This is a genomic window from Arenicella sp. 4NH20-0111 (genome assembly GCF_040366405.1).
Taxonomy (GTDB): Bacteria; Pseudomonadota; Gammaproteobacteria; order Arenicellales; family Arenicellaceae; genus Arenicella.
Genome location: NZ_BAABWF010000002.1, coordinates 652,784 through 666,011 on the forward strand (window position 1 = coordinate 652,784; position 13,228 = coordinate 666,011).

General features: G+C 44.9%; 11 protein-coding genes. 6 read left to right on the top strand and 5 right to left on the bottom strand.

Annotated features, from left to right (window positions below):
• Nucleotides 1-27 precede the first annotated feature (27 nt).
• Nucleotides 28-432 carry a hypothetical protein gene (locus tag ABWW54_RS06950; RefSeq protein WP_353411485.1) on the top strand — a complete coding sequence of 135 codons (405 nt, stop codon included), beginning with the start codon at nt 28-30 and terminating at the stop codon, nt 430-432.
• Nucleotides 433-538: 106 nt separating this feature from the next.
• On the opposite strand, the gene ABWW54_RS06955 is transcribed toward ABWW54_RS06950, so the two are convergent.
• Entirely contained in the window at nt 539-2,281 is a 1,743-nt protein-coding gene (locus tag ABWW54_RS06955; protein WP_353411486.1) for a phosphoenolpyruvate carboxykinase (GTP), read from the bottom strand.
• A gap of 280 nt (nt 2,282-2,561) precedes the next feature.
• On the bottom strand, nt 2,562-4,358 hold the full coding sequence (locus ABWW54_RS06960; protein ID WP_353411488.1) for a LysM peptidoglycan-binding domain-containing protein: 1,797 nt from the start codon (nt 4,356-4,358) through the stop codon (nt 2,562-2,564).
• 400 nt (nt 4,359-4,758) lie between these two features.
• Here ABWW54_RS06960 and ABWW54_RS06965 point away from each other — a divergent pair, with 400 nt between their 5' ends.
• The 5 genes from ABWW54_RS06965 to ABWW54_RS06985 all read left to right on the top strand — a co-directional run bounded on the left by ABWW54_RS06965 (nt 4,759) and on the right by ABWW54_RS06985 (nt 10,030).
• Nucleotides 4,759-6,099 (top strand): NAD(P)/FAD-dependent oxidoreductase, encoded by a 1,341-nt coding sequence (locus tag ABWW54_RS06965; RefSeq protein ID WP_353411489.1) that lies wholly within the window; start codon nt 4,759-4,761, stop codon nt 6,097-6,099.
• Entirely contained in the window at nt 6,089-6,883 is a 795-nt protein-coding gene (locus ABWW54_RS06970) for a DUF1365 domain-containing protein (protein WP_353411490.1), read from the top strand. Before ABWW54_RS06965 ends, ABWW54_RS06970 begins: the two co-directional genes overlap by 11 nt.
• 18 nt (nt 6,884-6,901) lie before the next feature.
• Nucleotides 6,902-8,269, top strand: a complete 1,368-nt coding sequence (locus ABWW54_RS06975; RefSeq protein ID WP_353411491.1) for a class I SAM-dependent methyltransferase — start codon at nt 6,902-6,904, stop codon at nt 8,267-8,269.
• Nucleotides 8,270-8,272: 3 nt separating this feature from the next.
• Nucleotides 8,273-8,815 carry a DUF2878 domain-containing protein gene (locus ABWW54_RS06980; RefSeq protein WP_353411492.1) on the top strand — a complete coding sequence of 181 codons (543 nt, stop codon included), beginning with the start codon at nt 8,273-8,275 and terminating at the stop codon, nt 8,813-8,815.
• A gap of 141 nt (nt 8,816-8,956) precedes the next feature.
• The gene (locus ABWW54_RS06985; protein ID WP_353411493.1) at nt 8,957-10,030 is read left to right on the top strand and encodes a 3-deoxy-7-phosphoheptulonate synthase; all 1,074 of its coding nucleotides are present in this window, start codon (nt 8,957-8,959) and stop codon (nt 10,028-10,030) included.
• Here the strand turns inward: ABWW54_RS06985 and ABWW54_RS06990 are convergent.
• The 3 genes from ABWW54_RS06990 to yjgA form a co-directional block, all read right to left on the bottom strand.
• Nucleotides 9,999-11,354 (bottom strand): sodium-dependent transporter, encoded by a 1,356-nt coding sequence (locus ABWW54_RS06990; protein ID WP_353411494.1) that lies wholly within the window; start codon nt 11,352-11,354, stop codon nt 9,999-10,001. The genes ABWW54_RS06985 and ABWW54_RS06990 overlap by 32 nt on opposite strands.
• A gap of 53 nt (nt 11,355-11,407) precedes the next feature.
• A complete protein-coding gene (locus ABWW54_RS06995) occupies nt 11,408-12,604 on the bottom strand; it encodes an amino acid aminotransferase (protein ID WP_353411495.1) in 1,197 nt (398 codons plus the stop codon).
• Nucleotides 12,605-12,692: 88 nt separating this feature from the next.
• Nucleotides 12,693-13,214 (bottom strand): ribosome biogenesis factor YjgA, encoded by a 522-nt coding sequence (gene yjgA / locus ABWW54_RS07000; RefSeq protein WP_353411496.1) that lies wholly within the window; start codon nt 13,212-13,214, stop codon nt 12,693-12,695.
• Between the last annotated feature and the right edge of the window lie 14 nt (nt 13,215-13,228).

Sequence of the window (13,228 nt, forward strand, 5' to 3'; positions counted from 1 at the left end):
ATCTATCTTTTCACGAAAATGAGTAATATGAACAAATCAGTGTCACTGTCGATCGCGTTTAGCTTTCTAGCTCTCGTGCAGGCTTCTTCTTTTGCCCAAACTGGCGCGGCAACAGTCCCAGTCAATGAATCAGCCTCAGGGGTTCCGGGTGCCAATTGTGTGCACACAAACCGAACGCCGATCATCCCCGATGGAAACATTGCGAGCAAAGATGAATTGGTATCGGCTAAGGCCCGAATTAAAGCCTATCAGGACAATTTACTGGATTTCAGAGAGTGTTTGTTAACGGCTGAAAAAGCACTGGATGCTGAGTCTGCAGGGTATGCCGACGCTATCAAACAACTGGGAATTCGAAGCGACGCATCTATCGACCTTGAAACCAGAGTTGCTGAAGAATTTAATGAAGCAATAAAGATATACAAATCAAGATGAAGGCACTTAGTATCACCTACCCGTCATTAGCTGGATGGTGAAGTGAAAAGCCCAAATTAACGGCCGTTAATTTGGGCTTCTTTGCTACGCTTTTTCGATAAAGGTATTAGCCCAACGCAGCGGAGACGGCTTTGTGTTGCTCCCTTAATTTTTCCGGAAGCCTGTCGCCAAAACTGTCTAGGTAGTCCCCGAAATCACTCATCTCTTGACGCCATTGATCGTCATTGATTGAGATAAGTGACTGCCATACATCGGGATCTATATTTAAGTCAGCGACATCAATACCCTGTTCTGATGGAAGATAGCCTATCGCCGTTTCAACCGCATCGGCGTCGCCTTTACAACGCTGGATCATCCATTGAAGCACACGAAGATTTTCACCGAAGCCCGGCCACAAAAAGTCACCGTCATCATTCTGACGAAACCAGTTCACATGGAATATTTTAGGTAGATTGTCTGTGCGTTCCGAGAAACTTAACCAATGTGACCAATAATCCGCAAAGTTGTATCCGCAGAATGGCTTCATGGCCATCGGATCTCGCCTCACAACGCCGACTTGGCCCGTGGCTGCAGCCGTTGTTTCTGATGCGACGCCTGCACCAATTAACACACCATGATCCCAGGACTTGGCCTCATAGACTAGTGGAGCCAATTCCTTTCTACGTCCACCGAAAACAATCGCCGAGATTGGCACGCCTTCAGGGGCTTCAGCCAAAGAAGAGTACGCCGTATTTTCAGTTGCCGAGACCGTAAAGCGAGAATTTGGATGTGCGGCTGGACCCGACTCGGATGAGTAAGGGTTACCTTTCCAATCAGAGGCTGGTTCTCCTTGTTTTTTATCTTCCCACCAAGGTTGATTGTCAGCGGTTGTTCCAACATTGGTGAATATTGTATTTTGTTGGATCATCTCATACGCATTTCGATTTGTTTTTGCGTTTGTTCCTGGCACTACACCAAAATAGCCTGCTTCAGGGTTGATTGCCCGAAGTTGACCTTGGTCGTCCATATGTAGCCATGCAATGTCATCACCTAAAGTCCAAATCTTCCAGTCTTTGTACTTTTCTGGCGGTATTAGCATCGCCAAGTTAGTCTTACCACAGGCTGATGGAAACGCCGCAGCGATGTAATGCGTCTCTCCTTCGGGGCTTTCGAGACCCAAAATTAGCATATGCTCTGCGAGCCACCCTTCCTTACGGGCTTGCCAGCTGGCGATTCTCAAAGCGTGGCATTTCTTGCCTAATAGCGCGTTGCCGCCATAACCGGAACCATAGCTCATAATGCTCAGCTCCTCAGGGAAGTGCATGATGAATCGTCGATTAGGGTCCAACTCACCGGTAGAATGAAGCCCTTTGACGAAGGATCCTTCTTGCTCAATTCGCTTAAGCGCCAGAGTGCCCATACGAGTCATGAGTTTCATATTGATCACTACGTATGGACTATCCGTGATCTCCACTCCGCAACGTGAATACGGTGATTTTACCGGCCCCATGCAGTATGGCACTACGTACATGGTTCTGCCGTCCATGCAGCCATCATAAAGGCCTTCCATTTTTGCCTTGGCTTCTTCCGGTGCAAGCCAGTTGTTATTTGCGCCAGCATCTTCTTCCTCAGAAGTGCATATATACGTGAGGTGTTCTACCCGAGCAACATCTTGAGGGTCGGACAGGTGTAGATAACAGTTTGGGTGTGTTTCGGAATTCAACGGCGAAAGTGTGCCCTGCTCTTGCATTAGGCTCACCATGCGATCGTATTCCTCATCGCTTCCGTCACACCACACAATACTTTGTGGGCGCGTTAGAGTCGCGACGTCCTGTACCCAAGCCGCTAATGCTTGATTTTTCGTGGTCATATTAGCGATTTTATTGAGTTAAAGAAGTTGTATTGACACGTGTCTTTTTTCTCTGTCGCTTGATCACTCTGGTGTTGGCAAAGTGGGCTTTGATTTTAATCTGAAAGGTTCGTGGAAACCAATCATCAAACTTTCGTTTAAAAAGCCGAAGGCGACAGTGTGTCTTTATTGTGGGCAGGAGTCTAACAATTAGATAGCTCCAAGCCTATAGGCTAAGGCAACTTATTAACATTCAGCGATGTTATTAAGTGTATTCTCCTTTAAGTAATCTACTAATTGGCTAGTATCTCTGCGTAGGAACTCTTAACCGTTGCCCAACCTGAATGGTATCCGATCGTCTGAGTCGATTTGCATCCAGTAGCAAACTGCATTTCACACGGTATGACTCTGCTATCTGGCACGCACTTTGACCTCTTCTTACGGTATGCCAACTATTACTAGCGGATACGGAAAGTCGTTGGCCTACTCTGATCACACTTTGTCGTGTTAATCCATTTATTGCGAGTAGCTCATTGCATTTCATGTCAAAATTTCTAGCGATGGAACAGGCCGAGTCGCCGGGTTTAACCCTATATCGTGTCATCGATACCGTTTTTGGGGGGGCGGATGAAGTAGACTGCAAATTTGGAATAATAGCCGGGGCACGGTCAGTCGCCTTGCTTTTTGCGACGCTTATGCCAGCGGTGCGAGTGGGGACTTTTATTCGTTTACCTACGTAAATGGTGGCTTTTCGATTTAGCCCATTCAACCTCCGCAGCGCGCGGCAAGATGCTCTGTACTTTTCTGCTATTCCGCACGCTGTTTGTCCGCGTCTTACCTTATGCCAGACAAACCCAGGCTCCTCCTTTTCGGCCGGTAGAGAATAGACACTTGCCATTTTCGTGGTCCAGCCCTCTTCGGTGAATGGCAGTTTTAGTTTGAATCCTTTGGGCACCAACGCTTTATGTTTCCAAACCACCTTGTTGAGCGCAGGGTTAAAGATTTTGAGCCGTTCAATTGAAACGTTTGTTTGCTTCGATAGACGTTTTATTGATGTTGCTCTCTTTAGTGCAATGGTGTTGTAAGAGTGCAAACTGACTGAATTATCGGGTTTTATCTCCCCAAAAAATCGATTGGAATTTTTGGCGACATGGCGAGCAGCTAAAAAACTGGCGTAGAAGTTTTTTACGGCAGTTTGAAAGCTTGGAGATCGATACTCTTTCAATAGCTTTTCATAATCCAGCCCCACTTGTTTTATGGCTCTCTCCATCCCTCTCACACCGTAGTTATAAGAGGTGATTACAAACGGATTTAGATCCTTATTGACGACAGTGAATCCATTTTCAAATGCGGTTTCAGAGAGGTTGTCTACGCTGTTTCTAAAATACTTAGCGGCAGCGTAAGTCGCCGCTCTAGGATCGTATCGCTCATCGACCCGGCTGTTTACAGTCAAGCCCAAAGTGCGACCAGTGCTTGGCATGATTTGCCAAAGTCCAGCAGCACCGACGTGTGACAGTGCCTTAGGATCAAACGCCGATTCAACAAAGGGAAGGTACTGAAGTTCTGGCGTTAAGCTTTGACCGTGTAACGCGTCAAGAATGACGGGTTGATAAGTCATAAACTGAGATAAAGCCGTCCTCATTCTATTTCTATTGCCAGACTGACAACGTATGTTTTCCGAAGCTTGAGAGATCGACGATATAGGCGCATCTTGAAACAAACTTCTCAATGATTCTTCGGTACGTGTGAGATTTCGTTTGCCTTTCAACTTAGTTGCAAGCGAAGACAAGGTTTTTTTCAATCGTTTTCGCTCACGATCTATGGAGTCTCCTTTGCGGCTGCGGCGACAGCCTTCTTTTCGCTTAACGGTTGAAAACACACGATGTGGGTTGTTCTTGTCATGGAAAATGGCTGTATTGGTGTCCCACCTACTGAACACTTCAATCCAGAATGCCACTCTTGGCATCAGAGATGCTGGGCAACTAAAGGTTTCATTGCAATCGAGCTTATAGTCACCAACGGCGTTTGGTACTTTGGCCGTCACGACGGGTACCCAACAAAGCGCTGACAGTGAGAACAATAGTGTGATGAGCTTCATAAACCTGCTTTTTCGAGATCGTGTAGTGGGGTTCAATTCGGTTTCCGTTTCTGGATAGAAGAACTAGTTAAAGTAAAAAGTATAGATAATAGATAGAAACCTATCGATTGCTTGTTGCTAGCTTTCACAAAATCAATTTTCCATTCCAAACTTCATGTCATTGTTGTATTCAACGTACCGTTGCCTAGAAGGCTTGCTGAAGCGTCTGTAGTTATGATACTGGTGAACCATGCTTAGTGAAATAAATATTGCCAACTATTTAAGTGATTGAAACCCTACTTCACAAGATTAACCATCTAAGCGAATAAACTATAAACCAGAGAAAAATTACGCAACCCCACTAAGCACTCAATTGCCCGTTCAATCCCCGCACTGAGAGATTGAATTTAACAATAATTTTATGATGAACCGAGTACACACTAATAAAGATGTATCAACCACACGCAGGGTTGCGATTATCGGAGCTGGAGTCTCTGGATTAAGCTCAGCCTATCACTTGCACGAAGACCATGACGTTACCGTCTTTGAAAAAGCCGACTACGTTGGCGGCCATACTGACACGCATCATTTTGAAATCGATGGTAACGAAGTTCGAGTAGACAGTGGGTTCATTATTTTTTGCCCGCAGTACTACCCCCATTTTTCAACCATGTTAGAAAATTTGGGCGTAGAGTCACAACCTACTGACATGAGCTTTTCAGCCAGAAATGACGACACGGGTTTATTGTATAATTCGACTAACCCCAATAAACTATTTTGCGACCGCCGAAACTTATTCCGTCCGCGATTTTGGAGAATGATCTACGATATTCTGCGCTTTTATCGTCAGTCTACTGAGGTTTTGGAAGATAACTACAGTCGCTCAGAAAGCGTTAGCGAGTACTTAAACGCCAATAACTACAGCCGTTCATTTAAGCACGATCATTTGCTCCCAATGATTAGCGCTCTATGGTCTACTAACACGACACAAGTAGAGAAATTCCCCATCCGACACCTAGTCGATTTTTTTTCGCGGCACGGACTAATGAAGATCATTGGACGTCCTCAATGGAAGGTGATTAAAAATGGCTCCTCAAGTTATGTTGAAGCATTACTTAGCCACTTAAAGTGCAATTTCCTAATTGGCGACGCTGTCACGAGAGTAGAGAGAACCGATAATGACGTGAAAATTCACACTGATTCTGGCGGAATGTATGAATTTGATGCGGTCATTTTGGCCACACACGCCGATGTCTCATTAGCACTTTTGGACAACCCAACTGAAGCCGAAGCGGATATTTTGGGTTCAATTCTCTTTGAAAGAAATCACGTGGTAGTTCACACCGATGAATCGATCATGAGCACAAATAGGCAATCATGGGCTAGTTGGAATACCGAGGTTCCCACCGTTGGCAATGAAAATTCTTTGAATTGCTGTACAGCGAATTACTGGATGAATTCATTGCAGCGGTTACCGATAAGCACTAATGTATTTACAACACTGAACGGTTATAAGAAGATTTCTCGTGCTAGTATTTTGACTGAACGGCATTACAGCCATCCAATTTTTACGGCAAAAAGCGTGAGTGCACAATCGAGACTCCCAGAAATAAATGGTGGTCAAAATACGTATTACGTTGGCGCGTATTGGGGCTGGGGCTTTCATGAAGATGGCGCCAAGAGCGCCTTTGAGAGCTGTAAGCGACTAAGAAAGGACTTTGAAAAGCGAACGTTTGAGCAGAGAGGATTAAGTGACGATTAGCGACGTTAGGTTGTACGAAGGCCATTTGAGTCACCATCGAGCGACTCCCGTACCGCATAAATTTGACTATAAGGTGTTTCAACTTTGGATGAACGTACGCAGGCCGGAACTTATTGATGACATCAGTCGCTTTTGGTCTTCTCGCAGATTTAACCTAGTTCGCTATGATCGAAACAATTACTTACCCAGTGGTGTGTCTTTGTACGACGAGGTTTGTAACGTTATTAACAAACAAACTAATAAAGAATTTTCTGGCGAAGTCTATTTGCTAGCAAACTTAGCCTACTGGGGGCATTGCTATAACCCTGTCAGCTTCTTTGCTTGTTACGAGGACGAAAAACTCGTGTTTTTTATCAGCGAAATTCATAACACACCTTGGGGAGAACGTTTTTGTTACGTTCATCAGCTTGACGAATTCAGCGAGGGTCACCCGGAGGCAAGCTATACTGCCACCTTTGATAAAGAATTTCATGTGTCTCCGTTTATGCCTATGGAAATTGAGTATCTATGGCGTTACACACTCTCTGAGAATCAAATTGTGATAAGCATGAATTTGCTTGAAAAGAACCGCAAAATATTCAATGCAACGCTCAACTTAAAGGGCAGAAATTTAGACAGGCGCGCGGCCAATCTGCTTCCATTTCGATTTCCCTTGATGTGTGTAAAAGTCGTCTTGGGCATCTATTGGCAAGCGCTTAAGCTTTGGGTAAAGCGTGTTCCATTTTATAAGCACCCTCTTTCCACTAAACAATCAACAGCATCCCACCAAAGTAAAATAAAATAAATAGACCACACTTCGATCATGACCACCACTGTTCAGACCCCAGAAAGCAGCACTAAAGATGAGTTGAAAGAGATGCTGCTTGATAACCTTCCCCCTCACTTTAACGCGAGTCAATTTGAGAAGATTGAATCCCTGCCGTCAATGTTTGCTCACAGTTTTGTTAACGCGCAATCGAGCGCGACCAACACGGCATCAGCGGCAATAGCAAGGTTCTTCAGAGCTCGGTTCACGTCACTATTAGGTTCCTTAAAAGGCGGTAAAATCACACTTGTAGATCCTCAAGGCACGCTCGTTTTGGGAGATGAAACTGCAGAACTTCAATGTCATATTCATGTTGGGGATATCAGCACGTATACTCAAATAGCACTGGGAGGCGCCAATGGTTGCGGGCAAGCCTTTATCGATGGATTGTGGACAACGAATCGCTTAACTGAGTTGATTCGCATTTTTGTTCGCAATCGATTGGTACTACAAAAAATGGATTCGGGTTTTGCTAAATTTGCTCAGTTTGCATATCGCTGCTGGCATGCCCAAAATAGAAATACACGCAGTGGCTCGAAAAGGAATATCGCGGCCCATTACGACCTTGGAAATGATTTCTTCAGGCTCTTTTTGGATGATAGAATGATGTACTCATCTGCACTTTATAGCGCAGGCGATAATTTACAGAAAGCGTCGGATAGAAAGTTACAAAGAATATGCGATGCCTTGGACCTAGATGAAGCCGATCACCTGATCGAAATTGGGTCCGGTTGGGGGGGCTTTGCCTGTTATGCAGCTAAGACAACTGGCTGCAGAATTACCACCGTTACCATATCTCAGGAGCAATATTCAGAAGCCATCAAAGCGGTTAAGAAGGAGAATTTAGAGCATCTTGTCAGCGTAAAATTGCAAGACTACCGAGACATAGAAGGCCAATTTGACAAGCTGGTTTCTATTGAAATGATTGAAGCAATAGGGCATCAATATTTGGATGTGTATTTTAGGAAGATCAATTCACTTCTTAAGAAAGATGGGAAGGCTCTTATTCAAGCGATCGTTATCGATGATTCAGAGTACGAAGCCGCTTTAACTCGCGTTGATTTTATCAAAAGGTACATATTCCCAGGTGGCTTTATGCCTTGTTATCGAGTGATCACGGAAAATGCCGCACGAAACCGTCTAATGATAGAAGATTTACACGACATGGGTTTGAGCTACGCGCAGACATTACGGGATTGGAGAAAACTATTCTATCAACATATAGAGACCATTAAGCAGCGTGGGTACGACGAACAATTTCAACGAATGTGGGAATTTTATCTGTGTTATTGCGAGGGCGCATTTGATGAGAGAGCGACCAGCGTCGGACAGATCCTATTTAGAAAGCAAGCTGGTGCGGAGTAATCGATGATTGAGGTGATAAAAAGCATGTTCCGAGTGAACGTGTTCGTCAACGCCATGCTGTTCAATGGCGTTTGGTTAGCGTGTGTGGTTGGCAGCTCCAAACAACTAGTATGGCCCGCACTACTGAGTTGTTTGGTTTTAGCTGTCTATCAACTGGCGCCCAAAAATCGACACCCTACCGATCTAAAACTCGTGTTTTTAAGTGTTTTCTTAGGCGTTCTGGTAGACACCATGTGGGTTCAATTCGGTCTAATGGATTTCACTGAAAAACGCCCTTTTTCCGCTTTGGCGCCGGGATGGATAATTGTTCTTTGGGTTGGTTTTGCGCTGACCGTGAATCATTCATTAAAGTGGCTCAAGGCCCACCCAGCTCTGCCCGCCGTTACAGGCGCTATTGCTGCTCCGTTAACTTATTTTGCAGGCATCAAGTTAGGTGCGGTGGAATATACGGCAAGCGTGCCTTTGGTATCAGGCGCTTTGGCAGTCGCTTGGGGGATTTCGTTAACCATACTCGTCAAAGTGGCCATTCACCCCTCTGACGACTAGCTTTAGTGAGTTCAAGCCCGACTTTATAAACGGGTTTATGGAAATTAAGTGCTTTCGAGCAATTTGTTCGTACTCTAAGTCATTGTTATGTGTTTAAATCGGTCTATTGATTTAACAGTAATTACTACCCAAAGCACTCGAATGTCCCTCGAAAATACCAATATAACCAGCCTCGATAGACTGGTAACCCCTAACGAGTTTAAAGCGCAGTTTCCCATAACTCCAGAAATTGAAGCGCATGTCGAGCGCTCTAGATCTATCATTCGCAACATACTTGATCGCAAAGACAAACGGCTGATGGTCGTCGTTGGTCCCTGCTCTGTGCACGATACTACTGCCGCGATTGAATACGCTAAAAGGTTGGCCAAGTTTTCCAAAACTGTAGAGGACCAGCTTTTTATTGTGATGAGAGTTTACTTTGAAAAGCCTCGTACCACTGTGGGTTGGAAAGGCTTGATTAATGATCCCTACTTAGACGGAACTTTTCAAGTAGAAAAAGGAATGGCGATAGGTCGTCAATTGATGCTAAAAATCAACCAATTGGGATTACCCATTGCTAACGAAGCATTGGACCCTATCTCGCCACAGTATATGCAAGATTTAATAGCTTGGTCTGCTATTGGTGCGCGTACTACAGAGTCTCAAACTCACAGGGAAATGGCCAGTGGATTGTCGGTTCCAATTGGATTTAAAAATGGGACAGATGGCTCTCTTGGTGTCGCCATTAATGCGCTGGAAAGCGTTAGTAGTGGTCATCGGTTTTTGGGCATTGATGGGGATGGAAAGGTGTCGATCGTGCGTTCCTCAGGCAATAAATACGCGCATATTGTACTGAGAGGTGGTGGCGGCAAGCCAAACTACGACTCGGTCAATGTTCGTCTCTCTGAGCGAGAGCTACGAACCAAAGGGCTGGCTGAAAACATTATGGTTGATTGCAGTCATGCGAATTCCAATAAAGACCCTGAATTACAACCATTAGTGCTAGACAATATTGGCCAACAAATTCTCGAAGGCAACCAAAGTATTATGGGGGTCATGCTCGAGAGCCATTTAAAAGCCGGTAGCCAAAAGCTGACCGACGATAAGTCTCTACTCGAGTACGGCAAGTCTATTACCGATGGCTGTATCGATTGGGAAACAACCGACACAGCCCTTACGCGATTAGCTGAAAAGCTAAAAGTGTTTAGAAGTTCAGTAGCCCAAAACTATGCATAAACACGGCTAGTACGATCACCGGACAAACCACTTTCACGTAGGTAGGCCAGATTTTCCAAAACAACGTGTTTTGCATATCTGGGCTACCCTGTTCAAGCTCCTTCAGCATTGAGTCGCGTTGCCATACCCAGCCAGCAAATATACAGAATAGGATTCCAATTAAAGGCTCACTGTATTTTGTTGTAAGGTCTATCACCAATCCGAACAGTGTTCCGAAGTTAAATACAATAATGATACTGGTTGCTAAAATGGCTGTTCCGACAGCCCACGATGCGGACTTTCTAGACATGCCATGAGATTCTTGCGCGTGTGACACTGGAACTTCTAGCATTGAGATCGAAGACGTTACGGCGGCGATGGTCATTAAGGTGAAAAACAACAGTGAGACAATGATGCCAGCAAACCCCATGGTTTTGAATAGCGCCGGTAATACAGTGAAGATCAAACCATCACTATCGATCAATGCACCGGCCTCGTTGTAAATAGTTACGCCATTGGCTTGTGCTACGTACATTGCAGGAATGACCAGAAGCCCTGCCATAAATGCAATGCCAATATCCATCAACGCAACGGTAGCACCAAGTTTAGGAAGGTTTTCAGACTTACTGATGTAACTTCCATAAACCATCATGGTGCCAACACCAAGCGAGAGAGAGAAAAACGCTTGACCTAAGGCACTGATCAACAAATCAGGATTTAAGATTCGACTAAAATCGGGTTGTAAATACACTCTCCAGCCTTCAGCAGCACCATTTTGAGTCGAAATATACGCGATAAGTGCCAGTATTAACACTATTAGCATTGGCATTAGGCGCGTAGACCACTTCTCAATACCCGAAGCCACGCCATTAGCTACGATGCCAATGGTTAGAATATAGAAAAGTGAAACGAAAATGAGATTTCTATAAAGAGAGAAGCTCGTTAGCCACTCCTTAAATTCATTCATCCCAAGCAATTCAGCCGCTGAACCCAGTCCAAACGCAATCATCCAACCCGCGACGATCGCGTAGAAGCTTAGAATTAAACTGGCAGTCAGTATTCCCCAATACCCAGTCAAAAACGCCAATGGTTTGGTGCTTGAACCACTAATTTTAACCAAAGAGGTCACGGTGTCTGATTTTGCATGCCTCCCGATAATGAGCTCGGCCATTAAAATAGGGTAAGCGAGTAAAAACGTAAGAACAACGTAAGTGAAGACGAAAGCGCCTCCGCCATTTGATGCAACTTTGATCGGAAATCCCCAAATATTGCCCAATCCAATTGCAGAACCTGATGCAGCTAGCACAAACGCCATGCGCGAGCTGAACTCTCCTCTTGCGGCCATAAAAGTGCCTCTTATTATTATATGTTTGGTTTCAAAATAAGAGGCACCAATTACTACCTGGTTAGTACCTCAGTTACGCGCTCGACAATAACAGGGAGGTTATCTTCAGACAAGCCCGCGACATTAATGCGCGTGCTCTCCAACAGGTATATGCCGTATTCTGAACGCAAAGTCAGCACATCTGCTTGTGGAATTCCAAGGTAGCAAAACATTCCATTACTACGAGAAACAAAATCAAAATTAATTCTTGATTGAGCGGCATTTAGTCCTTCAGCTAACCCAACTCGCAAGCGGTTCATTCTTTCTCTAACCTTATTTAGTTCGCTTTTCCATTCTGCCGTTAGCTGTGGGCTATTGAGTAGGTGGCCAACCACGCCAGCTCCATGATAAGGAGACATGCTATAACAGCGTCTTGCAGCACTCATAATATGTGACTTCGCAGCTTGAGTTTGCCTACCATTCTCCGTAACAACCATTATTACGCCGGTACGTTCACGGTACATTCCAAAATTTTTAGAACAAGAGTTCGCCACCAGCACTTCAGGTAATTTAGAGACCGCGGTGCGGACGCCGTAAGCATCTTCATCTAAGCCTTCACCAAAACCTTGATATGCAACGTCTATGAATGGCACCAAATTTCGTTCTTGCAGTACGCTGATGACTTGATCCCATTGCTCACTGCTTATGTCTGCACCGGTTGGGTTATGGCAACATCCGTGAAGCAATACTATGTCCCCTTCTGGGATGTTTGAAATATCCTCCATCATCGCCTCAAAGTTAACCCCATTGGTGGCTTCATCGTAGTAGCGATAGGTGGTTAAAGAGAGACCCGCACTTTGCAATAATGGGAAATGATTAGCCCAGGTTGGATCACTAACCCATACTTTCCCTTTAAAACCGGTGGATACCAACAGTTCTGCACCCATGCGCAGAGCGCCACAGCCACCAGGTGTCATTACGGCCTCAAGTCGGTCTCCGAGCTCATCGACCAGAGTGTCGCCAATTAAAAGTCGCGATACCTGGTTTAAAAACGTTGGATCACCTGCCTGAGGAGCGTATGTCTTTGTCAATTGAGCGTCAATCAGCTCTTGCTCGGCTTTTTTTACCGCCGTAAATATTGGCGTCTGCCCTTGCGCATTCTGATAAACCCCAACGGATAAATTAATCTTGTCCGGATTATCGTCTTTTAGAAAAGTTTGGTTTAGTCCTAAAATAGGGTCGGCTGGAAGGGTCTCTAAGTGTTGAAACATAGTGTTGAATTTTGGTTAACTAGGTTTTAATAAGGGGGATGAGTCGAGCTTATACTTAAAATGAGGTTGGAACCGATATATTCCTCAACTAGGTTGAGTCACTTTCTTCATCGGTCGTGGTCTTTTTCAGCTCAGACAGATACTTAAAAAGTGCGCGTGCCGATTTTGGCGGTTTTTCCCTTTTTCGTTCCAGCGCCGCGTTTCTAACCAATTGCCGAATTTTTTGCCGATCTGTGGATGGAAATTGATCAATTAAGTCAGTCAATAGCTTTTCATCTCCTTCTATTAGGCGATCACGCCATTGTTCAAGTTGGTGAAATTCCGCAGTTTGTTGCTTGCTGGGCTGTTTCTGGCGAGCGAGCTCTTGCTGTATGGCCTCGACATCCTCATGCTGCATTAATGACGCAATTCGGCGTAGCTGACGTTGTAGCGCGCCACGAGAAAATCTCTTACCATCCTTGATAGCGACCAACATCGTGTCACTAAGGGGCACTTTTTTCAACGAGGCTGGAGCTAACTCGATTAGCTCTTTACCAAGGTCGTTAAGGACCTTAACTTCGCGTTTTATCTGAGTCTTATTTGGACGTATTGCGTATTTGGAATCACTCATGACTAAGCCTAATA